The 24,938-nt window shown below is 45.1% G+C and carries 22 protein-coding genes and 1 other RNA gene; 15 read left to right on the top strand and 8 right to left on the bottom strand.

The genetic code is table 11. The annotated features are described in order from the left end of the window. Positions 1-39: 39 nt before the first annotated feature. From rnr to I2H74_RS14355, 6 genes are all read left to right on the top strand, one after another. A complete protein-coding gene (gene rnr, locus I2H74_RS14380) occupies positions 40-3,015 on the top strand; it encodes a ribonuclease R (RefSeq protein ID WP_195574770.1) in 2,976 nt (991 codons plus the stop codon). Between the two features lie 261 nt (positions 3,016-3,276). Beyond that, on the top strand, positions 3,277-4,086 hold the full coding sequence (locus I2H74_RS14375; protein WP_195574768.1) for an MgtC/SapB family protein: 810 nt from the start codon (positions 3,277-3,279) through the stop codon (positions 4,084-4,086). Between the two features lie 274 nt (positions 4,087-4,360). Next, positions 4,361-4,831: an SsrA-binding protein SmpB gene (gene smpB / locus I2H74_RS14370; protein WP_195574766.1), complete on the top strand. Its 471-nt coding sequence runs from the start codon at positions 4,361-4,363 to the stop codon at positions 4,829-4,831. Positions 4,832-5,255: 424 nt separating this feature from the next. Next, positions 5,256-5,619: a transfer-messenger RNA gene (gene ssrA / locus I2H74_RS14365) on the top strand. 437 nt (positions 5,620-6,056) lie between these two features. After that, positions 6,057-7,370: an NAD(P)/FAD-dependent oxidoreductase gene (locus I2H74_RS14360; RefSeq protein ID WP_195574765.1), complete on the top strand. Its 1,314-nt coding sequence runs from the start codon at positions 6,057-6,059 to the stop codon at positions 7,368-7,370. 31 nt (positions 7,371-7,401) lie between these two features. After that, the gene (locus tag I2H74_RS14355; protein WP_195574763.1) at positions 7,402-8,730 is read left to right on the top strand and encodes an NAD(P)/FAD-dependent oxidoreductase; all 1,329 of its coding nucleotides are present in this window, start codon (positions 7,402-7,404) and stop codon (positions 8,728-8,730) included. A gap of 163 nt (positions 8,731-8,893) precedes the next feature. On the opposite strand, the gene I2H74_RS14350 is transcribed toward I2H74_RS14355, so the two are convergent. Beyond that, complete coding sequence (locus tag I2H74_RS14350; protein WP_195574761.1) at positions 8,894-9,223, bottom strand: hypothetical protein; 330 nt, start codon at positions 9,221-9,223, stop codon at positions 8,894-8,896. Between the two features lie 276 nt (positions 9,224-9,499). Next, entirely contained in the window at positions 9,500-10,246 is a 747-nt protein-coding gene (locus tag I2H74_RS14345; RefSeq protein ID WP_195574760.1) for a MerR family transcriptional regulator, read from the bottom strand. 85 nt (positions 10,247-10,331) lie between these two features. Here I2H74_RS14345 and I2H74_RS14340 point away from each other — a divergent pair, with 85 nt between their 5' ends. From I2H74_RS14340 to I2H74_RS14315, 6 genes are all read left to right on the top strand, one after another. After that, entirely contained in the window at positions 10,332-11,036 is a 705-nt protein-coding gene (locus I2H74_RS14340; protein WP_195574758.1) for a CPBP family intramembrane glutamic endopeptidase, read from the top strand. A 548-nt stretch (positions 11,037-11,584) separates the two neighbouring features. After that, positions 11,585-12,490 carry an ABC transporter ATP-binding protein gene (locus I2H74_RS14335; RefSeq protein WP_195574756.1) on the top strand — a complete coding sequence of 302 codons (906 nt, stop codon included), beginning with the start codon at positions 11,585-11,587 and terminating at the stop codon, positions 12,488-12,490. 26 nt (positions 12,491-12,516) lie between these two features. Continuing rightward, entirely contained in the window at positions 12,517-13,260 is a 744-nt protein-coding gene (locus tag I2H74_RS14330; RefSeq protein WP_195574754.1) for an ABC transporter permease, read from the top strand. Next, positions 13,261-14,433 (top strand): sensor histidine kinase, encoded by a 1,173-nt coding sequence (locus I2H74_RS14325; RefSeq protein ID WP_195574753.1) that lies wholly within the window; start codon positions 13,261-13,263, stop codon positions 14,431-14,433. Then, positions 14,434-15,039 (top strand): response regulator transcription factor, encoded by a 606-nt coding sequence (locus I2H74_RS14320; RefSeq protein ID WP_195574751.1) that lies wholly within the window; start codon positions 14,434-14,436, stop codon positions 15,037-15,039. A gap of 302 nt (positions 15,040-15,341) precedes the next feature. After that, positions 15,342-15,704, top strand: a complete 363-nt coding sequence (locus I2H74_RS14315; RefSeq protein ID WP_195574749.1) for a hypothetical protein — start codon at positions 15,342-15,344, stop codon at positions 15,702-15,704. A gap of 238 nt (positions 15,705-15,942) precedes the next feature. On the opposite strand, the gene I2H74_RS14310 is transcribed toward I2H74_RS14315, so the two are convergent. Then, positions 15,943-16,161, bottom strand: a complete 219-nt coding sequence (locus tag I2H74_RS14310; protein ID WP_195574747.1) for a hypothetical protein — start codon at positions 16,159-16,161, stop codon at positions 15,943-15,945. A gap of 197 nt (positions 16,162-16,358) precedes the next feature. Between I2H74_RS14310 and I2H74_RS14305 the strand changes: the two genes are divergently transcribed. Continuing rightward, a complete protein-coding gene (locus tag I2H74_RS14305) occupies positions 16,359-17,612 on the top strand; it encodes a mechanosensitive ion channel family protein (RefSeq protein ID WP_195574745.1) in 1,254 nt (417 codons plus the stop codon). Positions 17,613-18,064: 452 nt separating this feature from the next. After that, positions 18,065-18,712 carry a 2OG-Fe(II) oxygenase gene (locus tag I2H74_RS14300; protein ID WP_195574743.1) on the top strand — a complete coding sequence of 216 codons (648 nt, stop codon included), beginning with the start codon at positions 18,065-18,067 and terminating at the stop codon, positions 18,710-18,712. A 229-nt stretch (positions 18,713-18,941) separates the two neighbouring features. Here the strand turns inward: I2H74_RS14300 and I2H74_RS14295 are convergent, their stop codons facing one another. Next, a complete protein-coding gene (locus I2H74_RS14295; protein ID WP_195574740.1) occupies positions 18,942-19,577 on the bottom strand; it encodes a YfbR-like 5'-deoxynucleotidase in 636 nt (211 codons plus the stop codon). A gap of 292 nt (positions 19,578-19,869) precedes the next feature. Next, on the bottom strand, positions 19,870-21,495 hold the full coding sequence (locus tag I2H74_RS14290; protein ID WP_195574739.1) for an amidase family protein: 1,626 nt from the start codon (positions 21,493-21,495) through the stop codon (positions 19,870-19,872). Between the two features lie 218 nt (positions 21,496-21,713). Here I2H74_RS14290 and I2H74_RS14285 point away from each other — a divergent pair, with 218 nt between their 5' ends. Then, complete coding sequence (locus tag I2H74_RS14285) at positions 21,714-23,801, top strand: methyl-accepting chemotaxis protein (protein WP_195574737.1); 2,088 nt, start codon at positions 21,714-21,716, stop codon at positions 23,799-23,801. A 117-nt stretch (positions 23,802-23,918) separates the two neighbouring features. Here I2H74_RS14285 and I2H74_RS14280 read toward each other — a convergent pair whose 3' ends face one another. The 3 genes from I2H74_RS14280 to I2H74_RS24700 all read right to left on the bottom strand — a co-directional run. Beyond that, a complete protein-coding gene (locus I2H74_RS14280; protein ID WP_195574735.1) occupies positions 23,919-24,137 on the bottom strand; it encodes a hypothetical protein in 219 nt (72 codons plus the stop codon). Positions 24,138-24,353: 216 nt separating this feature from the next. Further along, positions 24,354-24,752: a hypothetical protein gene (locus I2H74_RS14275; protein ID WP_195574733.1), complete on the bottom strand. Its 399-nt coding sequence runs from the start codon at positions 24,750-24,752 to the stop codon at positions 24,354-24,356. Then, positions 24,749-24,938 (bottom strand): hypothetical protein (locus I2H74_RS24700; protein WP_229106674.1); only part of this gene is annotated, 190 nt, incomplete at its 5' end. The genes I2H74_RS24700 and I2H74_RS14275, both read right to left, overlap by 4 nt.

The raw sequence follows: 24,938 nt of genomic DNA, 5'->3' as shown, positions 1-24,938 counted from the left end.
CTTTGCACAAGGGGTCTCAGGCAATTGAGAGGTGAACGAATGATAGCAGATCAAGACATATTAAGCTTCATGCGAGAGCTGGCCTATAAACCAATGACCTTCGAGGAACTGGCGGATCATTTTAGACATCAGAGCACACCAGAGGAGATCCGAGAGGCTCTCTCGTCTTTGGAAAGCAGCGGATACATTATCTGCACGCGCAAGGATCGTTACGGGGTTCCTGAACGAATGAACCTGTTAAGGGGCCGTTTGCAGGCGCATGCCAAGGGCTTTGCATTTTTGATTCCGGATGAGGCGGATCATCCGGACGTGTACATTCACGCGAATGATCTTCATACCGCGATGAATGGAGATATTGTGCTTGCAAGGGTTACGAGCAAGGCGCAGGGCGGATCGCGCATGGAAGGTGAAGTCGTTCGCGTGGTGAAGCGAGCGGTTGAGCAAGTGGTCGGCGTATTTGAGAACTTGGAATCTTACGGCTTTGTAATGCCGGACGATCGCCGCATTAACCGAGATGTGTTTATTCCAAAGGGCGCATTTCATGGCGCAGTGACTGGTCAAAAAGTCGTTGCAAGGATCGTGAATTACCCGGAAGGCCGAGCCGCGGCTGAGGGTGAGATTATCGAAATACTTGGTCATAAGGATGATCCAGGTGTGGATATCCTGTCCATTATTCGCAAGCATAAGCTGCCGGAAGCCTTCCCGGATGAAGTGATGGAAGAGGCTGAGAGCGTTCCGGACGTGATCAGCGAGGAAGAAATTATTAGCCAGAAGCGACGCGACCTGCGCGGACTCAACATCGTAACAATCGATGGCGAGGATGCGAAGGATCTGGATGATGCCGTGTATGTGGAGCGTCTTCCTAACGGCAACTATAAGCTTGGTGTCCATATTGCGGATGTCGGTTATTACGTGAAGGAAGGCTCTATGTTAGACCGCGAGGCCTATGCACGAGGATGCAGCGTCTATCTCGTAGACCGCGTCATTCCAATGCTGCCGCATCGTTTATCGAACGGCATTTGCTCGCTTAATCCACGCGTGGATCGCCTAACGCTGTCCTGTGAGATGGAGTTTGATGAAAAGGCGAAGCTGGTGAAGCACGAGGTGTTCCCAAGCGTGATACGCACCGTTGAACGGATGACGTATACGAATGTGCGCAAGATCGTGGAAGATGAGGATCCAGAGGTATCTGCTCGCTATGCCTACATGGTCGACAGCTTCAAGCTGATGAAGGAGCTGGCGCTGAAGCTTCGCAAGAAGCGGATGCAGCGCGGCGCGATTGATTTTGACTTTGAGGAAGCAAAGGTCATCGTGGATCAGGATGGCAAGCCGACGGATATTATCAAGCGTGAGCGCTCTATTGCAGAGCAGATGATTGAGGAGTTCATGCTTGCGGCGAACGAGACGGTGGCAGAGCATTTCCACTGGCTGCGCGTACCGTTCCTGTATCGGATTCATGAAGATCCGGATAGCGAGAAGCTGCTGCACTTTATGAGCTTTGTAGCGAACTTCGGTTATGTGGTTCGCGGCAGAGGCAACTCGGTGCATCCGCGCTCGCTGCAAACACTCTTAGAGGAGATTGAAGGCACGCGTGAGCAAACGGTCATCAGTACGATGATGCTTCGCTCGATGAGACAAGCGAAGTATGATGCGGAAAGCACAGGCCACTTTGGTCTTGCGGCAGAGTATTACACGCACTTCACGTCTCCGATTCGCCGTTATCCTGACTTGGTGATTCACCGTGTCATCCGGGAAGTCATCGACCATGGCGGCTCGCTGTCAGAGAAGAGATTTGAGCTCTTGAAGACACGCATGCCTGAGATTGCGCAGCAGTCCTCAGAACGCGAGCGTGTCGCTGTAGATGCAGAGCGTGATACGGAACAGCTGAAAAAGGCAGAGTACATGCTTGATAAAGTCGGAGAAGAGTTCGACGGTATCATTAGCAGCGTAACGAGCTTTGGTATGTTTATTGAGCTGGATAATACGGTAGAAGGCTTGATTCGCTTGAGCGATATGGCGGACGACTATTATCATTTTGACGAGCAGCATATGCAGCTGATAGGCGAACGTACAGCCAATATTCATCGCATTGGTGACGAGGTCAAGATTCGCGTGGCACGCGTCAACATGGATGATCATACGATTGATTTTGAAATGGTGGACAGCGCGCCGCGTCATGGCACGCTTGGCGATAAGTTGTCCGGCTATGAGCTGAAGAAGCGCCGCCATAAGGAGCGGGCTTCACGTGGAGAAGTCGACCGCGGCGGAAGAAATGGACGAGGCAGCCGCGGAGGAGATAGTCGCGGAGCGCGTGGCGCTTCCGGCCGAGATGATTCCCGTGGATCTCGAGGACAGCACGGCGCTCAAACGGTCGGACGCGATCAAAGCCGGCCATGGAAGAAGGGGCAGCAATCCGGAGGCTTTGGCCGCCCTGGTTATCAAAGCCGTGCTAACGATGAGTCAGTGAATATGGATCGCCGAAATGAAGCGGACAGTGGATCACAGGAATCATCTGATGGCGAATGGGTTAACCGTGGCGAATACCGTTCTCGTCAGTATCGAGATCGCCAAGAGGCTCGCCGGGAGCGTCCAAAGAAGGGCAAGAACGGCATCAACTTCGGCGGTGGTCATGAAAACGGCAGAAGCAGCAACGCGCATAATGATGACGCGAATTGGGTCGACCGCTTGATTGAACAAGCGGAGCGTGAGGAGTCCGGCGGCGGAAGCTTTGACTTCGGCTCTGGGCGCGGTGGTTATGGACGTTCATCCGAGCATGGTGGCGGACATGAACGCAGAGGTGGAAGCGGCTATGGCCGTGGATATGATGGCGGAGTTAGAGGCAGTGGAAAGAACAAATCCGGTGGAGGCAAGCGTGGTCGCAAGAGCACGTCCGAGAGCGGCATCTTTATCGGTGAAGGTGCTGCCAAATCCCGTCAGAAGTCAGGAAGCAGCCCAGCTAAGAAGGGCAAATCCAACAATAGTACGGCGAAGTTTGTTCGCAAGAAGAAACGGTAGCCTAACGGTTATATAAGGGAAAGACGGTTCTGTTTGGTTGGGGCCGTCTTTTTCATTTTTGCAGGACGTGCTGAGCGTTCTCGAATGTTGTCTCATTATTTTTGTTGCGATCGGACACAATGAAAGGTACAGAAGCCACCTTGCGATAAGGTGGTTTTTTGGTTTACTCCGGTAAGGCATGATGAAACCAATAGCGTCATAATATGTATAAAGTGTTATATTAGAAGTAGGGCGAAAACAAGGTAGAGAGAAGATGATAGCATGACACCAGGTGATATTTCAGTTTGGCATGTGCTTGTGCGAATGGCGCTGGCGGTTATATTGGGCGGCTGTATTGGACTGGAGCGGGAAAAGCGCAGTCAGGCAGCAGGTCTCCGTACTCATATGCTTGTTAGTCTTGGATCGGCACTTGTAATGCTTATTTCCGTATATGGCTTCCCTGTGCTGAAGCCAGATGGTCAGGCTAATGTTGATGTCGCGAGAATCGCGGCACAAGTAGTAAGCGGCGTGGGTTTCCTTGGTGCAGGTACGATCATTCGCAACGGGATGAGCGTCAAGGGCTTAACAACTGCCGCGTCGCTTTGGGTATCAGCTGCAATCGGGCTAGCCTGTGGCTCTGGCTTCTATTCAGCAGCCCTATTTGGCTGTGGAATGTCGATTGTGGCGCTGTGGCTATTGAACAAATATGATATCAAAAATCGTGTCGCCCATCGCTTGCACGATATTGAGATTGTCGCTGTGAAGCGTGATGGCTGGATGACCGAAATTGCGAAGCAGGCGGAAGCTTGCGGTCTAACCGTGCGGAGTCTTCGTGTACGTCAGGAACGGACGGGAGTCATGGCCCGAATGAAGCGCGAGCTTGAAGGAGCAGCTCCCGTTCCAACGGATGATTTGAAACAGGAATGGGAACGAGAAGAGACAAAGCCGGTAAAAGAATCTCATGAATTGGAAGCGGTTGCGCTTGTGCATATCGAGCTAAAAGTGCTGGCGGAGAGCATGACATCGGTGTCGGAGTGTGGAGAGTCGATCTTGAAGCTGGACGGTATTCAGGATGTTCGCATTTTAGGATAGTGTTAAAGGAAGAATGGTGTATTAATATACCGCATGTGCTTGATTGTTATCGAGAGGGATGATCAAACAGAAAACGGACAATTTTTGTCCTATCTTTGAGATCTTTATTTGGATTTCTTCATTATATGTGAATAAACCAAAGCCATCGATGTCATCTTTGCATTCATTGACTTGAGAGAAGGGGCGCCTTTTTGGTACAATAGAGGTCTAAATCTAATCATGCTCACAGGTTCAGATTGTGGTCGTTTAGATGCTGTAGACATGGAGGTACATCATGGGCAAAAAGAATAATGATAAGCCGCTGGCTCAGAATAAAAAGGCGTCCCATGATTATTTTATCGAGGACACTTATGAAGCGGGAATGGTGTTGACGGGGACGGAAATTAAGTCTCTGCGCATGGGCAGAGCGAATATTAATGATGCATTTGCGACGATTCGTAATGGCGAGGCGTTCATTCATAATATGCACATCAGCCCATTCGAGCAAGGCAATCGGAATAATCCAACGGATCCGACTCGAGCGCGCAAGCTGCTATTGCATAAGGCGCAGATCAATAAGCTGATCGGACATTCGAAGCAGGAAGGCTATACGCTTGTGCCGCTTAAGATCTATGTCCGCAATGGCTATGCGAAGCTGCTCATTGGGCTTGGCCGCGGTAAGAAGAACTATGACAAGCGCCATACCGAAGCGAAGCGTGATGCAGAGCGCCAAATTCAGCGTGCTTTGCGTGAGCGCCAGAAGTAAGAGCTCGTAGTTCTTTTTCTTAAGGGAGAATCCAAACAGCTTGTGATTACACAAGATCTGCATGGTGTAGATCAGCTTAACAATGCGATTGTGGGACGTTGCGCTCGAAGAAGCTGCATATCTCATGGAACGTATAAGCATTCCTTGACAAGGGAACGTTATGAAGAGCTGGCAACAACATCATTAACACTTTTTTCGCGAGTGTGTTATACTAAGGTTGTCGCCAGGGGATGCTTGTTGTAAGTGGAAAAGCTGACTTGCAGCACTGAAGATCCTAGATGCTAGCACTTTGGAGCTAGTCGATTCTGGCAGCAAATGATTCAACTTTGACAATTGAATAGAGGCAAGACTCTATCAATGTCTGTACTTTCCTTTAATCCGGAACGTGACTCCCCAAGTGGGCGAGCGCTTTTCGCGAACCTTTGGGGGCGTTTATGGATTCGACGGGGATAGTTCGGGCATGGGTAGCGGGTAGTGGGGACGCGTCCGCTTCATCAACGCTAAAGCCAATTAAACGGCAAACAAAACAACAACTTCGCATTAGCAGCTTAATAACCTGTTAGCGAGCTTCTATTCTGCATCGCCCATGTGCCGAGATAGGGGCCCAACTTTAGTGGGATACGCTGTCACATCTCCGCCTGGGGTGTGCTGAAGAAGACAATCAGGCTGACCCAAAGTAGAGCCGGTGACGGGGCGCTACTAGGGTGACATCAAAACTGTGACTACACCCGTAGAAGCCTATGTTGCGTTATCTTCGGACAGGGGTTCGACTCCCCTCGCCTCCACCATGTAAATCCACAACCGCATGAGGTTGTGGATTTTCGCTATTTAGTAGTTGTTTTAGGTGGTTTGCTTAGACTTATGACAAAACCAACGTTAAAACCAAAGAGTACCAAGATTCTCTTACGGCGGACTTTTATCATAATGGTGAAGTGGATATGGTTTTGCGTTCGTTTTGTCGTCTTATTCAAAACTGCAGCTACACCCGTAGAAAGCCGCGTGGCGTGATCTTCGGACAGGGGTCAAATTCCCTCTCCTCCACCATGCAGAATCCATAACCGCACGAGGTTGTGGTTTTTTTTATATTTGGGGTATTACTGTAATGAGGCGTGATGTCAGGAGAATTCTATCGGTTATGCTATAATTATATATAGCGCAGTTTCATTCGGAAAAAATCACATTTCCTATATATAAATTTATTGGACAAGGGGTGCATTGACAAACCATGCACGATTATCAGACTTTCTTGCACCACAAGTTGATTATTATCGGTGCAGGCGCATCGGGACTCATGGCCGCCGTTACTGCGCGGGATTTGGGTATCGATGCCGCCATTCTAGAAGGTAATGACCGGATTGGGAAAAAAATCTCAATGACAGGTGACGGTCGTTGCAATATTACGAACGATTCCACTATGACGGGTACGGACGACGAAGTGGTGTCCTTATCGCGCAAGTACCATAGCAGTCAGGCTGAATTTCCGTTGCCAGTGTTGCAGCAATTCGGCATTCGTCAAACCATTGATTTTTTTAATATGCTTGGATTGCCACTTACAAAATTGAAAGAGGGCTTAATGTATCCGATGTCGCTGCAGGCTGCATCCGTATTGGATATTTTCGAGCTTGCTTTGGAGGAGCGGAACGTTCCGGTATATCTTAACAACAAAGTGCTGGATGTTACCGTATCGACGGATCATCCGCGATTCAAAATTACATGCCGCAACGAGACAGACGAGAAGGTTGTCTATACCAGCGAATACCTGTTTATATGTACGGGCGGCCTCACTGGCCAGAATGCGGGAACGGATGGGACTGGGTATGTGCTTGCTCAAAACATGGGGCACGCGATGGTCGAACCTGTGCCGGCAATAGTGCAATTAAAGGTGCAATACCCATATATGAAGGCTCTATCCGGCATCAAGCTCCAGGGACGAGCCCACATCCTCGTGAATGGCGAGGTCGTTCGCAGCGAGACCGGCGAAATTCATTTTGCCGATTACGGCTTTTCCGGCCCACCGATTCTTCAACTCAGCCGGATAGCCGCCGTTCATCTCTCGAGAGGGGATTCCGTGACTTTATCCATCGATTTGATGCCGAGCCGCACGAAGCAGGAGGTTATCGAATTCTTGGAGATGAACTGTGGAACATTCGCCCACCGGCCGGTCGCGGAATCCTTCATCGGTTTTTTACACAAGAAGCTGATCCCGGTCTTGCTGAAAGAGGCGAGAATCGATCAAGAGCCAAACCTACTTTGCCAGGATCTCTCGTGGAAAACAAAAGGGATCTTCTATAAAATATTGAAGCGTTGGGAATTCAAAGTAACAGATACCCATAGCTTCGAGAAGGCACAAGCGACAGCCGGAGGCATCGTTACAAAAGATCTCTTCGCAGACACTTTGGAATCCAAGCTCGTGCCTGGGCTCTATTTCGCTGGCGAGGTGATGGATGTCGACGGCGAGCTCGGCGGCTACAACCTGCAATGGGCCTGGAGTTCCGGCTATGCGGCCGCGATGGCGCTAGGGAAACATATTTTCAAATGAAGCTATTAAAAAAGGAATGAACTCAACACATATGTATAAATCGAAATCTACAATGCACCACGAGCTGTTCATTATCGGTGCAGGTGCTTCTGGTCTTATGGCCGCCGTTACCGCGCGAGACCGAGGGGTCGATGTTGCGATCATTGAAGGCAACGACCGGGTAGGCAAGAAGGTACTAACGACCGGCAACGGTCGCTGTAACATTACGAACCAATCCACGGCGAAGGGTACGGACGAAGCGGTCGCACTATCGCTTAAATATCACAGCAATCAAATGGAATTCCCGCTGCCTGTGCTGCAGCAATTCGGCGTCCGGCAAACCGTCGATTTCTTCAACACACTCGGCCTTCCGTTGATCGCCGTGGAGAATGGCCGGATGTATCCGATGTCGCTGCAGGCAGCATCTGTATTGGAGGTTTTCCGGATTGCGCTAGAGGATCGGTATGTTCCGATACACTTCAAAACCAAAGTATTGGATGTTACCGTATCGAAGGGACATCCGCGATTCACGATTTTGTGTCAAACGGAAGCAGAGGGAGAGGTCGTGTATACCAGTGATTATCTCTTTATCTGTACGGGCGGCCTTACCGCACCAAAGACAGGAACGGATGGATCTGGCTATACGCTTGCCCAGCGACTAGGACATACACTGATCGATCCTGTACCTGGGATCGTACAATTGAAGCTGCAATATCCGAATCTAAAGGAGTTGTCCGGCGTCAAATTCGAGGGATTGGGACATATCATCGTCAACGGCGAAGTTATCCGCAGCGAATATGGGGAAATCCTATTTACAGACTACGGCGTCTCCGGCCCACCGATTCTCCAGCTAAGCCGGAAGGCTGCGTATCAGCTCAAAAAAGGAGAAACAGTAACCTTATCGCTTGATTTGATGCCAGACCGCACGGAGGAAGAAGTCGTCGATTTTCTGGATACGCATTGGGGGACGTTCGGATACCGGACTGTTGCAGCTTCCATGATCGGCATCTTTAACAAGAAGCTGGTCCCTATTCTGTTAAAAGAGGCGGGGATCGACCAAGAGCCGAACCTCCTATGTCAGGATTTATCGTGGAAAACGAAGAAAATCTTGTGCCAACTCATAAAGCGTTGGGAATTTATCGTAACTGATACCAATGGTTTCACGAATGCACAAACGACGGCCGGCGGCATCGATACAACAGAGTTAAGAGAAGGAACGCTAGAATCAAAGCTAGTACCTGGACTTTATTTTGCCGGCGAAGTGATGGATGTGGATGGAGATTGCGGTGGCTATAACCTGCAATGGGCCTGGAGCTCCGGCTATTCCGCCGCGACGGCACTTGCTGATCAACTTACAGGCATCATGGAAAAAGATGGATAGTTGTTCACTCCCCGCACGCAGGGAACACGCAGCGGTGAATTGTGGATTTGTACATCCACGGTTCGACTCCACCAAACCATGAAAAAAGACACCTCAGCGGTGTCTTTTTTGCGTTTGGATAAGGCGATATAGGGAGTTGACGAGTATAATGATTTCTATAAATTTATTTATGCAGAAGTGTTTTTATTTCTTGTAGTTGATTTTCAGTTATTTGTTGTGATTGATGAATGGCATTTAGCCGATCCTCCACTCTTTTTAAACGAAGCTGAGTTTCCTGTTGAATTATTTTGGTGTCCTTTTGCGTTTTGTTGTTATCCATTACGACTAAAATGGTAAGGCCTGCACTGAATATTGTTAATCCTCTGGCTAACTGATTTAAATCTAGTTTGTTAAGGGAGAATAAGCAATCTGCAAGTCCTGCTCCTATTAATATGCCTCCGATCGTTACAATTCCAGTCCATTTCCATTTATCTGGGATAATGGTGAATTTCATCTATAGTTCTCCTTTAGCTTATATCATGAATTGGAATACAAAAGCTTCTATCAATATGTCAACTCGTATTCTACTATCCCACTCTCGACTTCACCATACATAACGAGTTTCTCCGACGCACCATATTTTTTATTATTCCACCTGTCTACCGTAAGGGGAGCATATCAATTATCGGCAGCATTTTCTGTTACATCCACATAGTTTGCTGAGGATATATGCAACAATGATCATTGGTGGATGAAGGAAGCACTCAGATCTATAGTGTTAAGAAACCAATCATTCATTTTCTTTATTCAGTAATTGCTCTGCATAGATAATACAACGTTCTGCAAATTCCAGTGATTGATCTGTTATAGGATACAGTCCAGTTGTCTCTGACGGCATTTTTCTTACTTCCCAAAACTTATTCATTAACTCTTCATTTCCATCAAATGTATCATTGGAAACTGCAATCAACTCACAACCAATCTGATAGCCAGCTTCAGATTCAGGTAATATGCTATGCTGCTGACACCATTCAATTCTCCGTAATAGTGAAATATATTTTTGGGTGATTCGGTCGCTTTTACTAAGACTAGGAAGCACTTGTTCTAAAAAATCCTTCTCGTCATCTTCAAAATATTCAATCCATTTTTTCGAATTATGTTTGGCTGTCTGTACTAAATGTGAAATTCGTTTCCACGATAATTCTCCCTCAAGATCAAACATGTTGATGAGCGAGGTCGTATTGGAGATGCTAGTTTGGAGCGAAGAAAGTTGTTCTTGAAGATGATTATAGTGAGCTTTTAGTATTTCTCGGTAGGATAGCTTATCCAATAAATTCTGAATCTCTTCGAGTGGAAGCATGAGAGATTTTAGAAGTGTGATCTTTTCCAAAGTAAACAAGTTTTCTTCGGAATAGCAACGGCGTCCGCTTTCGTCCTTAAAGCTAGGTGTAAGGAGCCCAATTTGATCATAATAGCGAAGTGTTCTTACAGAAACATTGCTTTGTTTGGATACTTGTCCTGTTGTCCAATGACTCATGATATTCCTCCAAAAAAATGCTTGCAGGTGACGTAGCGTCACCCAATATATTTGAATTATATCACAGAGACAAAGGGGTAAGGGAATGACTGATCACTTAACGCATTGGAAACAAAGGGATAATTGGACATGGAAAGAGTTTGTAGCTTTGCTGTTGCTAGAGTTTGTATTTGTTATCGGATTTATTAAATTTGTAGTAAAACCCGTATATGCGCAATGGCTTGGAGATGAGCTGTATTCAGGAACATTGACAGGGCTTACAATAGCAATAGTATTAATGCTGGGATTGTATTTCATAGGGCTACGTCCTAAAAAGCTTTCTTGGAGTGAAGTGGGTTTAAGATCCTTTCCTGCGAAGGATTGGTGGCGAATTCTGTTATGGACGTTCTTGCTGATTATAGGCAGCACCATCGTAATGATCCTTACCAGCTATCTCGGCAATACATTTGAAAATTCTAAGACGGAATCAATTCAGCAGAATGTTACGGTCTTCAGTGTATTCATTGCGTTTGCATCAGCAGTGATCATCTCGCCTATATATGAAGAGATATTCTATCGCGGTTTTATCTATCGCTGGCTGCGAACCCGATTAGGCATTGGTTGGGCAATGTTTTTGAGTGCGAGTCTCTTTACGATAGTCCATATTCCTACCTATAACGCGATGCCTGCGAATTTTCTTGGGGGGATCATATTTGCATGGGCGTATGAACGAACAAATTCTGTTTGGCCTGCAGTATGGGTACATGGCTTAACAAATGGACTATTTTTATTATTGACTCTGGTAATGTAACGGGAGAAAGAAAAAGAGTTACCTAATTCGTAAACAAGCACTTCGAGGCAATGACGACAAATGAGACGGGACTCATCACATGGCTAGTAGAGTTTAGGATTAGAAGAGATGAATTATAAGTGGGGCTGCCATTTGGTAGCCCTTTTTGCTCGGTTTTGTATTTACCATTTACTATATCTATATGATTGAAAGGCATTAGAAGAAAATTTGGCTTTCCTCACAAACGGCACAAAACTGAGCTAGTATATGGTTATGGTGAGCAGACCAAAAGGCTATTTCGGAAATGATGGGTCACTCGGATATTAGTACCCTGAGCAGAATATATACTCACATGTATTAGTTTGCAAAGCAAAGCACCTCAATCAAAAAGTGTCAATGTACGTTATGCTGAAGAAGGGCCTAGTGGCCCTTCTTTTTTGCTATTGGTCTTTTTTCTGACATTTGTCATATCCGGCTTGTGACAACCCACACTAATTGAATCTCGCGCTTATTCAATATAATAAGGACATCAAGTAACGAAAGAAGAAATTAACGGAGGTTAGTACAAAATGAAAAAGGCGATTGAGTGTACAAATCTAGTAAAGAAATTCGGCGACTACTGTGCCGTTGACCATATGAATCTATCCTTTGAGAAAGGGCAAATATCTGCATTGCTCGGACCCAATGGTGCGGGCAAGACAACAACCATTTCGATGATACTCGGAATGATACAGCCAACATCAGGAGAAATCAGGGTCCTGGGGGTCTCGTCTGGAACAAAAGAATTAAGGCAACGCGTTGGAGCACTTATGCAGGATGTTAAAGCGGCAGATGGACTTACGGTCAAAGAAGTGCTTCAATTGTTCCGCAGTTATTATCGTAATCCGATGTCGCTAGAGCGGCTGTTAGATATTTCGGGTCTCCATGCGGATGTGAAACGGCGCGCATCCTCCCTGTCTGGAGGACAACGCCGGAGATTAGCTTTCGCCCAAAGCTTGGCGGGGAATCCAGAGCTTCTTCTGCTTGATGAACCAACCGTCGGAATGGATATCGAGGCTCGTGGTCGCTTCTGGGACACTATCCAAGCGCTGGCAAGTGACGGACGTACTGTGCTCTTAACTACACATTATTTAGAGGAAGCGGATGCTGTCGCAGATCATATCGCAGTAATCGCCAGTGGAAAGGTTGTTGCGGAAGGGAGTCCAGAACGTTTAAAGGCACAAACAACGCTTAGAACGGTTTCATTTCGAGCTTCAAACGCGCCAACTGAGCAGGAATGGCTCACATTACCTGGTGTTGAAAAGGTAGAGTGCAACGGCGAGCGAATTCGCCTTTATGCCCAAGAGACAGATGTATTGTTATTTACCCTGATGCAGTCTGAATGGGGAATTTCAGATATTGATATACAATCTGCCAGCTTAGAAGATACATTCCTAAGTCTTACAGAATCACATAAACCAACGATTATACGATAAAAAACATTATTAGGAGGAAAATACCTATGTTACATATGTTTGTTGCTCAGACCAAAGCAGAAAGTTTACGAATTATCCGTAGTCCATTTTTCTTACTCTTCTCCATTGCGATGCCGCTTGCCTTCTACTTTTTATTTGCAAGTATGAATGGGGTAGATAAATCGATTCAATCGACAACTTGGGGTGTCTTTTCATTGATGTCGATGACAGCATTCAGTTTGATTGGTACAGCCGTATCTCAATTCGGTATCCGTCTATCGTTCGAGCATCAAGATGGGTGGGTACGCTTGTTGAAGCTAACGCCACTATCTCCTGCCGTTTGGATTGGCAGCAAAATTGTATCGCAAATGGCTGTTCACTTGATCGTAATTGTTGTCATATTTTTATCTGCTGGTCTTGTTCATGATATACAATTAACCACTGGGCAATGGGTTTTATGCGGATTATGGTTATGGATTGGAAGCATATCTTTTCTGGCACTTGGTGCATTGTTAGGCACGCTTAAAAATGCGAATACTTCCGTTGCAATTGGTAACGTATTGCAGATGGGGCTTGCCATTATGGGGGGGCTATGGATGCCGCTTAGTACTTTGCCAGGTTGGATGGGCTCTGTCGGGGAATGGCTTCCATCTCACCGTTACGCAAATGGGGCATGGAATATGATCGCTGGAAAAACTCCAGCAGGCATTGATTTCATAATTTTAACAGGATGTGGACTCTTCTTTATGCTACTATCAATCTATATATATAATCGACGGGAAGCGGTCTAATTGAATAGAGAAAAATGGCGTCTCTTTCCAAAATCAGAAGGAGTCGCCCCTTACTTCTTATTAACAAATATCATGATACCCATGTACTTTTTACTTTATGAGCCATCAAGTATACAGTGGCTTGGCTTTGTTCTGATAGGCATATTTGTTCTATTGTTTCGACAATCTTACTTTTATGCAAAGTGGGCCTCGCCAATATTGATGGCTCAGGTGGGAATAATCTTAATTTTAGCAGCTGTATTTCACCCTATGTATACGTTTATAGGTTTTATGATTGCTGCTCCGCTGAGCAAACAAAAGATGCCGATATTACTCTCTATAACGATCGTTTTTACGGTAGCTATGGGATTTATCGTTGTTCCTTACTTGGATCAGATGGGCAGCCAAATATGGATAGGACTGGTGCCTATGTTTGGCATCTGTATTCTGCCGTATATTATTCGAACGTCGACTCGATTTCAACAGAAGTCCGCGCGGCTGCGAGCAGAAACTGCTGAACGAATGGCACAGCAGGAGGAGCGTCAGCGGATAGCACGCGAATTACATGATACATTGGGACATACGCTGTCATTAATTGCACTAAAAGGGGAAGTCGTTGAGAAATTGATCAATCGTCACCCCGAGAGAGCGATAGAAGAGGCTCGTGAAATACGAGAAACGGCACGCGCAGCCTTGAAACAAATGCGTGAATTGGTTACGGAGATGAAATTTACACACTTCGCTGACGAATATAAGCATGCTGTATCGTTATGTTCAGCTGCGGGCATACCGCTTTTATTTCAGTATCAATCGATTTCAGATCCCAGGCTTTCGAATGTAGGGACGGGAGACGCTTTAGTGAACATTCAGCTTCCGTTAACACCCTTGCAGGAGACGATTTTGGCGATATGTTTTCGCGAGACGATCACAAATGTGGTTCGACATAGCCGAGCAACAAAGTGCAACGTTCATCTAGATATTCAGGAAGGGGAAGTTCGTGTATCTGTAAGTGATGACGGTATTGGGGCAGATACGGATCAACTCTACACTAGCAGTAATGGCCTCGCCGGATTACGACAACGGTTGGTTATGATCGACGGTCATATGTCGCTGTCTTCGGCCTTAGGCAAGGGGACGGAAGTCACCTTACATATACCTAGGGTAATACGAAATGAAAAGGTAGGTAGAGCTTAGATGATTCGTATTGTTTTGGCAGAGGACCAAAAGTTATTAAGGGGAGCACTGGCAACTTTACTTTCGTTAGAAGAGGATATTGAAGTAGTCGGTCAAGCTGAAAATGGGGAAGAAGTGATGTCCATGATTCAGCAATATGAACCAGATGTTGCTATTCTGGATATTGAGATGCCACTGAAGACGGGGTTAGATATTGCGGAAATGATTCAAAAAAATAAGTTAGCTTGTCGCGTAATCATCTTGACGACATTCGCGCGTCCTGGATATTTTCAGCGGGCTATGCAGGCAGGGGTGTATGGATATCTTCTCAAAGATACGGGCAGTGAGGAACTGTCTGATGCGATTCGTCGAGTCTATAATGGGAAACGTGCCATTAATGCAGAATTGTCGCTCGCGGTATGGGATGATCCCTGTCCATTATCACCTCGAGAACGTGAGGTCATGAAGTTGGCTGCCCAAGGCTTAGTTCTTCAAGATATTGGAGCGCAGCTGTTTCTATCCTATGGAACGGTACGGAACTATATGTCAGAAGCGATTGGGAAGCTTGGGGCGAACACACGGATCGAGGCGATAGATATCGCACGAAGCAAGGGATGGTTGGATTAAGGAGAGCTCCGAGTTAATAGAATGCCCCCATTTTAAACCAAGAACAGGAAAATTCTAGTTCACGATGGCGGCGAATTGTGGTATTGCACAGCCACGGTTCACCTTACCATCTTTTAGCCGACCGCATGAGGTCGGCTTTTTGCGTTCATAAACACTATTCGTATGAGGGTGGTGTCTGTTGTTTCCAATAAGCAACTCCTTTTACAAAGATTATTTATTATAATATAGTCATTGATAACGACGGACTTTTGCTCACGCGATCGGGTTAAATATATTAACTATTGATTGGTTGGTGAATCTAAATGAGTGAACAATTCTGGTTAGTGGTACAATATCCACTGAAAAGTGCCAAAGGCAGTCAACGCGATCACTGGTTGAGAGATAAAGTAATGGAATACTTGGAGGTCGCTCTAGCAGATGCTAGCTTAGGCTATGTTGATGGCTCAGATATGGGGAAATGCATTTCCGACCCTAAAAAGTATGCTCTAAATATATTTAGTGTTGTTACGGAAGAAGAACAGAGTATTGCTTTGGTAAAAAGAGTTTTAAGAGAGAGCAGGCTTGATTATACTCGTATCAAAATCGCTACAATGCCCTATGGGAAAGAAGAAGCCTATACGCTGAAATATGCATATAAGAAGGGCGTTACGGAGTTTTCACTATAGTGCAGCATTGCTGCAATTGTGACGACACCCATAGAAGCCTATGTTGCGTCATCTTTGACATGGGTTCGTTCACCCGTAGGAAGCGGTGAGAAGCAATGAAGATAATGAACAAAGAGCGACCCTTATGAGGCCGCTTTTTGTTTATCAGAGTGATCCATATTGTTCGATCTCAACCGTTATCCTACCGAGAAGATACAACTTATCACTCGCCTATAACCATTTACTATCTTTCATTCAATTAGAACAGCTTCTTTAGCGAGCCAAGCATGTCACCGGCTTTATCCACGGTCAATTTCGCTTTTACTCCATCGATCAAGGCATTGATCTGATCGTTCGGGAGGTCAATCCCTATAGCAGATTCAATCGCCGACACTGGGTCGCTCATGAATCTAGATGAGAAGTCCTTATCTGCTTTTATTTTAGCAACGATTTCTTCAATTTTTGCTTTGATATCCATGTGTAACTCCACCTCAATTTTTACTATGTACTCTTCGCTATTATACTAAATCTTATTCTTTGCGTAAAAAACGGAGCTCAGAAGGGGATGGATTCAAGTACGTCTACCAATATCGTTTGCTGCACCCCTTTATTGATTGCTTCATATCCTCATGTATTCTATAATGTTAGGCTAACATATCAGGTTAGGAGGCACTTATGGATTTCATTAAACAGCAGCTAGACGGATACGGCATAAGCGAGCAGACGGTGTTTTACCTTTCGAATATCATCATGGTTGTATTCATAGCGTTGGTGTGTATTCTAGCTAATGTCATTACGAAGAGAATTGTGCTGCGGATGATCATTCATCTCGTTCAAAACAATAAGTATACCTGGGACAATATCATTGTCGAGAAGAAGCTGTTTCACAAGCTGTCGCATCTCGTTCCCGCGATGATTATTTATTATTCCGCGTATGTCTTTCCATCTGTTCGAGGCTTGATCGAAAAAGCGGCGCTGACGTATATGATCATTGTGATGATCTCGGCGTTAAATGCGCTGCTCAATGCTCTAGATGCTATTTATCGTTCATTTGAGGTCTCTAAGATCAGACCGATCAAGGGATACATTCAGGTTGCCAAGATTGCTTTATACATTATCGGCGGCATTGTGGTCATCTCGAATCTCATCGGACAGAATCCTTTGATTATTCTTAGCGGATTAGGTGCTTTATCGGCAGTGTTAATGCTTATTTTTAAAGATTCCATTCTTGGTTTGGTGGCGGGCGTGCAACTGTCATCGAATGATATGGTGCGTGTAGGTGATTGGATCGAAATGCCCAAATATAACGCTGACGGCAATGTTATAGACATTACGTTGAATACAGTTAAGGTCATGAATTTTGATAAAACGATCACGATGATTCCAAGCTATGCGCTCATCTCGGATTCTTTCAAGAATTGGAGAGGCATGCAAGCATCTGGCGGCAGAAGGATTAAACGAAGCGTGTATATCGATACGAGCAGCATCTCCTTTTGCACGGAAGAGATGATCGCGGAATTCCAGAAGATTCACTACCTTACCGAATATATCGAGACAAAAGTAGATGAGATCAACACATACAATATGGAGCATCATATTCATACAGACAGCAAGGTGAATGGGAGACATCTTACGAATATAGGCGTCTTCCGAATCTATGTGCTTCAATATCTCAGAAATCATCCCAACATTCATCAGGATATGACGCTGATTGTCAGGCAGCTGGCTTCAGGGGACAATGGATTGCCATTGGAAATCTACGCGTTCAGCAATAATATCGATTGGGGAGCCTATGAATCGATTCAGGCGGATATCTTTGATCACATTTTTGCAGTAGCCCCAACCTTTGGGCTTCGTGTCTTTCAGAATCCAACAGGTCATGATATTGCTCATATAAAAGAAAGTGCGGAGTATGTGCGTCAATATTAAAGCAAAAAGATGATAGGTGTTAAAGCTTAATGAGCTTTACAATTAGCGGCAACACCCTTTGACCTTCAGATGTCAGGGGGTGTTTTTTACTCGGGATGATATTGATGCAGCGATACTGGAGAGGAACGACCGAATTGGCAAGAATATCTCTATGAGCATACACAGAGTAAGGGTAATGGCTTGTTAAGAACAAAATGGTTATGAATAAGAATCAGACGGAGATGAGTATCTAAACGATACAAGAACGGTCTGATTCTTTTTTTTTAATCCAATAGAACGTGGACTGAATGATGATTTATCGGTTGCGAATGCCTGCATGATGTTCACTTTTGAATGGTGTAAAAAGAGACCAAAAAAATAAGGGAACTCGGAAATCGTTTTTAGAGAAATAAAGACCATTTTATGGTATATTATTCTAGCGATTTATGTCATTTAATGGGAGCTGCATAAGGATGATAGGGAATACGACGGCAAAAGAACAAACCATTTTTGGTCATGCGGGAAATGTAATCAAGACAGAGGATCGAGACGTTCGAATTGTTGCCAAATATGAGGAACCGTTAGTTGTCGTACTAGGAAATGTGCTCAGCGATAGGGAATGCGATGAGCTCATCGAACATGCTAGGGGACGAATGCAGCGCTCAAAAATAGGTGAAGAACGTGAAGTCAATCCAATCAGAACGAGCAGCGGGGTGTTCTGCGAGGAGAATGAGACGATCACAAGAATCGAGAACCGAATCTCATATATTATGAATATCCCCATCGATCATGGCGACGGCATGCAAGTCCTGTTATATACCCCTGGTCAAGAGTACCAGCCTCATTATGATTTCTTTGCAGAAACAAGCCGGGCAAGTGCCAATAATCGAATCAGCACGCTCGTGATATACTTGAATGATGTAGAGGGAGGCGGAGAAACAGCATTCCCTATGCTTAATCTATCTGTTTTCCCTAACAAAGGCATGGCCGTGTATTTCGAATATTTTTACAGCAATCATGAATTAAATGAGCTTACTTTGCATGCAGGGACACCTGTGATCCAAGGGGAAAAATGGGTAGCTACGATGTGGATGCGAAGACAAGCCTATCGTTCCTCTTAAAGGGAGGGTTCAAGCGCGGGCCTTACTCGGAAAGGTATAATAAAACGGTTATACGTGGGGGACTTATTATCACATACTAAGCATTAAACCTAAATAAAGACACCGTCTAAGTGTCAGGTGTCTTTATTTTACTTTCCTAAACCAGATGGTAATGCAAGTGAGGGGGGAGCGTTAAGGGGGGATCCTATTGTGGGAAATCAAATCAAACAATAAACGTGGGAGCTATAAGTCAGGATGACGAAGCTAATGCCTCATTTGTAATCCTTTCAATATCAATGGGTGACTTAGAGCCTTCACTAACCATATCAGGCAATATGTGCTGCAGAAAATAATGGACGCAATGCAGGTTGATTTTTTTAATTTTCATTATTGCATTTCGATACATGGTGATAAACTCTTTTTCTGTATTCCCTCGTTGCAGTTCCGAAAAGGCCTCGTAGATTTGATCCATTTTATCTGCAACCTCTAATATTTTTCCCTCTAAAGAGTCATCTTTACCTTCACGAAGCTGCCTCTGAAATATCGGCTTGAACGGTTCTGGAATATGCTCTTCAATAAAATGAGCGACCATGCCTTCTTCCACTTTTTGCAGCATCGAGCGGAGTTCAAGCGAGTAGTGCTTAACAGGGGTTTTAATATCTCCGATAAAAATTTCTCCATAATCATGACTGCTCGTGATTTCATAAAGTTTTTTCCAATCTACAGCAGCTCCATTGCTCTCTTCGATATCCGCCAATGTCTTCGCATATTGAACAACTTTCCAAGAATGTTCCGCTACACTATGCTCTTGAAACTTAAATTTTCCTGGGCAGCGGATGATCCTCTCCAGATCAGTTAAGGATTGAAAGTAGGTATGAATTCCCATAAGGCGTGTTCCTTTCTTTGATGAATTATCGATTGGTTACATCCAGTATAAAAGGGATTTGTTAAGGGAGGATAAATTTAAATTAGAAAAGATCACAAGTAGAGTTGAATTTTGGAGTGCGAGAGCTGCAAAAGATCCCTAGGGACAATAAAAGACATGGATATTAATCTACTAGAAAACCGCCCCGTAGATACGGAGCGGCTTTTATAAAAAATACCTCATATTCCACGAATCAACAGCCGATATAAATCTAGGGAGAAAGCATGATTGCAGCTGCTGATCTGCATAGAAGTTACTTATTCAAGTTCGGCGTATGTGTAGGAGCTGTTCTAACTTTAGTCGCTAGCTCAAAGGAGTAAGCAAGGTCAAGCAGTTTTTGCTCTGTATACGCTGGTCCCATGAAGGAGATGCCGACAGGCACGCCAGCTTCAACCATTCCTGCTGGTACCGTTACTTCAGGGAAGCCTGTAGTGGAAGCTACATAGCTTGCAGCATAAGTATCATACGCATTGCAGACGTATGTAGGGTCTTCTTTGTCAAAGCGGTTCGAAGCTGGGCAGGACATAGTAGGGAACACGATTGCGTCCAGGTCGTTGTCCTTCATGAGCTTCTCAACACTTTTGCGTGTTTCTGGAATAAGCTTCTCCTTGATATCCTTATACTCTGCAGAGTTTAAAGTATCTGCTTTTTCCAAAGCAGTCTTCAAGCCGTCCAGACGACCAGGGTTCACTGGCGTCTTGGAGTTCAGTACTTCAGGAGATTCACTAATCTTAATGACCTCTTCAAGGGTCTTTACTCCACCAGCTGGAAGTGTGCTCAAATACTTCTCAAACTGGCTCTTGAATTCTGCATCGCCAATTGGACCAAGCGCTGGTGTCCACAGGTACTTCGTACGGTCGGAGAATTTAACGCGGATAACCTCCGTTCCCATGCTTTCCATTTTAGCAATTGCTTCGTTCGCGATCGCGTCTACTTCTTCGTTATCGCCAAAGAAATCGACAGCCACGCCGATGCGCGCTTTTTTAAGAGAGGAAGCATCAAGTGCTTTTGCGTAATCTTGAACATGCTTGTTCGCTGATTTCGTTGCTTCATCCGCTTTGTCGGTGCCAGCCATTGCAGCAAGCACGATGCTTGCATCTTCAACGCTGCGTGCCAATGGACCTGTTACGTCCAAGGAAAGAGAAGACGGAACAACACCGCTGCGGCTTGTTAAGCCTAAAGTGGGTCTGATTCCTACTAGACCTGTAACATTAGCAGGTCCTCTAACCGAACCGGAAGTGTCTGTACCAAGCCCGAACACAGCAAAGTTTGCAGCTACTGCTGCAGCACTGCCGCTGCTGGAACCGGATGCATCACGATTCAGGTTGTACGGGTTCACTGTCAAGCCGCCAAAAGAGCTATATCCAAGTCGTCCGTAGGAAGCGGCGAGCTCGGACATGTTTGTTTTAGCGATAACAATAGCACCGGCATCGATAAGTTTTTGTACAGTATATGAATTTTTGATCGGATATTCATTCTTAAGTGCTACGGAACCAGCCGTTGTTGGCATACCAACCACGTCAAAGTTGTCTTTTACAACAAATGGAATACCATGAAGGATGCTTCTTGGTCCCTTGGATTTGCGTTCTGCATCAAGTGCTTTAGCCGTTTCGAGCGCCTTTTCGTTTATCGAGATGATAGAATTAATCGTTGGCCCCTGCTTGTCAAAAGCTTCAATGCGTTTCAGATAATATTCAACTAGTTCTTCAGACGTAATTTGCTTACTTTTCAAAGCCTTAGCGACTTCTTCGATGCTCTTCTCGAACGGATCAAATGACGGGGTCTTCGCAACTTCCGCATTCGCATGATTCCACGGGAAAATCGCGATGACGAGTAAAATTGCAAGCAAAGCTTTGAAATTCACATATTTTTTACCCACGAGTCTTGCCTCCTGCTGTCTTAAAATAGGTCATGATGATACAATTTTCTCCCCTCTATACCATTATCGTTGTTTTATATAAAAAAATGAATACATTTCGACAATAGTTCTTTTGTTCTATAAAAAAATTCGACAATATCTAACAATAATTGATCTTTTGCCGATAGTATGTAAAGACATACATCTTTTGTGATATACAAAATTGGAGGAGAAACATCTTGAGAAAGAAATTGCAGTGGAATCTAAAGCTTCAACTATTGGTCACGATGGTTGTCCTAGTACTACTGTCGACATTATCGCTAGGTCTAGTGATCAATCAAAAAGTAATGAATGACATGGAAGAGGATTTCTACGAGGCTACTCGCAAGGAAATCGAGCAGGTGAGCAACGCGATGGATTTGTACTTTAGTACAATCAACGAATCCGTTCAATATTTTGCAAACAACCCGATTGTTCAGCAAATCGACAGCACCGTTACATCCTATGTGAATGCAGTCGGGGAAGATGGAACAATCCAAATGACTCCATCACAGAAGCCGGGTATGGAATCACAGATTTATAATCTATTCTTGAATTACGCGAATACGCATCCGAATGTGGCATATATCTATTTGGGCACAAAGGATGGCGGATACATACAATGGCCGGAAGGCACCTCGAAAGATAAGTTTGATCCAAGGCCGCGGGCATGGTATACCCAGGCAGCAGAGAATCCAGACAAGGTTATGCGCTCTGGTGCTTATGCAGCCTTTACGACGAACAGTCCAATCGTGAGTTCTTCCGTAACCATCAAAGATAAAGCGGGTAACGTTGTCGGTGTACAGGGCGTTGACGTAAGCTTGGACTCGCTGACGAAGACGATCAACGAGATTAAGATCGGGAAAACGGGCTATGTTATTTTGGCTGATCAGACGGGTACGATTCTTGCCAATCCCAAGAACCCGGAAACGAACTTTAAGACCCTTAAGGATCTTGGCGTCGAACAGTTTAATGATATCGACAAGATGGCCAATAAGAACTTCGACATTGTGATGAATAAGCAGAATTTCACCGCAGGTGTTTACGTTTCACCAGTAACAGGCTGGAAATACATCACGGTCATGGACAAGAGCGAGATCGAGGAATCCATTAAAGCGATTCAAAACATCATTTATCTCGTCATGGCAATCATCGCTGTTATCGCTATCGCTGCTGCTCTGATTGTTTCGAATGCCATTACAAAACCAATCCATGCAGCGGTGAAGTACCTTCAGAAGATCGGCGCCGGCGACTTAACGGTTCAAATCCCAGATTCCTTGTTGAAGAAGCAAGGGGAAGTAGGAACCATGGTTAGAGCGATAAACGATATGAAACAGGATATCCAGTCGATGATTGGCGGTATCTCTAATTCGGGTCATATTGTATCGGAATCAGCGGTTAACCTGGCTACTAGCATGGATCAGACGCAAAAGGCTTCTGCCTTGATTACGGAATCGATCATTCAGCTTGCCTCTGCGTCCAGCCATGAAGCCAGCACGGTCATGGAGGGCTCGGAGAAAGTCGAAGAACTTGGCGGAGCGATCGACCAAGTGACGCATTCCTCGCAGGAAATTCTTGATTTTGCTCGTCGTACAGGTGAATTGAATCAACGCGGAATGGTGATTGTGGAGGAACTGGTTGAGCGCTTCAACAGCACCTTGCAATCTTCAGAGGAGACGGCGCAGGCTGTTCAGCATGTAAGCAATAGTGCTGGAGAGATCAACACCATCCTGTCGACCATTCTTCAAATCTCCAGTCAGACGAACCTGCTGGCTTTGAATGCTTCGATTGAGGCTTCTAGAGCGGGCGAGCATGGACGCGGATTCTCTGTTGTCGCAGCTGAGATTCGTAAGCTTGCGGAGCAATCGGCTGACGCAGCGAACAATATCAGCACAATTATTGCGAATGTAAGCAATGAAATGAATGCAGCCGTTGAGGCGATTGGAACATCTCGCGACTTGTTTATGGATCAAGAGACAGCCGTTCGAGAAACCGAATCCATCTTTAATGATATTAAGATATCGGTGGATAGCCAAATGGGTATGACTAGCAAGGTAGAAGAGCATATTCAGGTAATGGTGGATAAGCGTCACGAGCTTTCAGACATTTTCAACAATATCTCGGCGATTACAGAGGAGAATTCGGCAATTTCTCAAGACGTGTCTGCTGCTGCTGAGGAGCAAATGGCGACGATTGATGATGTGGCGGGTTATCTGACGAAGCTTCAAGAACTATCTAAAGAGCTCGAGGACAATATTAAGAGATTTACGATTCAGCAAAAGGAATAGCAGTATAGGTATAGCAAGTTTGCGAATCTAAACCGCATAAAAAAGAGCCTGGAGAAGACATGGGATTGCGTGCAGTTCCATGGACTTCACTAGGCTTTTTTTCTTACATAGCATAAATTAGGATTCCGGCGGAATGCTCTCAATGGCTGTGAAAAACACATCAAGCAGGTCTCGATCGAATTTCTCCTTTACATAGCTGGATATATGATCAAGCTCCTCCTGCGTATCGTACTCTAAGCATGCACGCCCTTCGCACCATAATATTGTGCATTGAAAGGCTTCTTTCACATCTTCAATGACGTAATCTTGATCAACGGGTCTACGGCTCGCTGCCAACGTATATACACTCCTTTGCTAATCATTTCCTCATTGTTGCTGTTATTCTTATTATTTAAAATTTAATATATTTTTTCGAGGACATTTGTCACACCTTTCAATGTTGGGAGAAAAAAGAGCATACGAAAAAGAACACCATGAAAGGTGCTCCTTGGCATCGTTATTTGACCTTTTTAAATGATTATACAAGGTTCCAGAATGCTCTAATAATCTGGGCTATTCACTCGCTTTGGCAACAAATAAAGGGTATTCAGCTATTACATTCAGCTGACTATCTCGTAGTACAATCGGATATACCCCAGGCTCCGTAATAACAAGTCTTATTTCTCGCTGCATATCGACCCCTGGGGGCATCCCTTCAGGGCGCCAGTTCGTTATGGGCTCTATTCGGTCTTGAATGAGAGCCTCCCCTTGGGGATTGTAAGCATTCAGAATGACAGAATATGTCTGTTCGACCTTCATCCACAATTTCATCCATACCTGGACGATTGCCACCGCGGGGTAAGTGCTTACCGTAACACGATTTCGTGTATTCATAATAGAGTGGCTCTTTAATTCCGAGTTAAATACAACCTCTTCAGCAATCACGATTTGTCCTGCTAATGCGGTACTCATGAAGCAGCCTCCTTCTTCCGATTAGTTGTGTCTTTGAAATGTTTCAAAAATAGGTATTGATTCTTATAGCGGTAGAACCGTGTGCCGTCCCACAATGCTGCTGTAAATGGCGAAGGGATGAGAACATGCCACCCCTGCTGAGTTTTGTTTCCATCGATAACCGATGCACGTCCTCCCCAGCTTTTG

It is taken from the genome of Paenibacillus sp. 1001270B_150601_E10 (assembly GCF_015558675.1).
GTDB lineage: Bacteria > Bacillota > Bacilli > Paenibacillales > Paenibacillaceae > Paenibacillus_B.
This window is presented reverse-complemented; position numbering and strand designations above follow the sequence as displayed.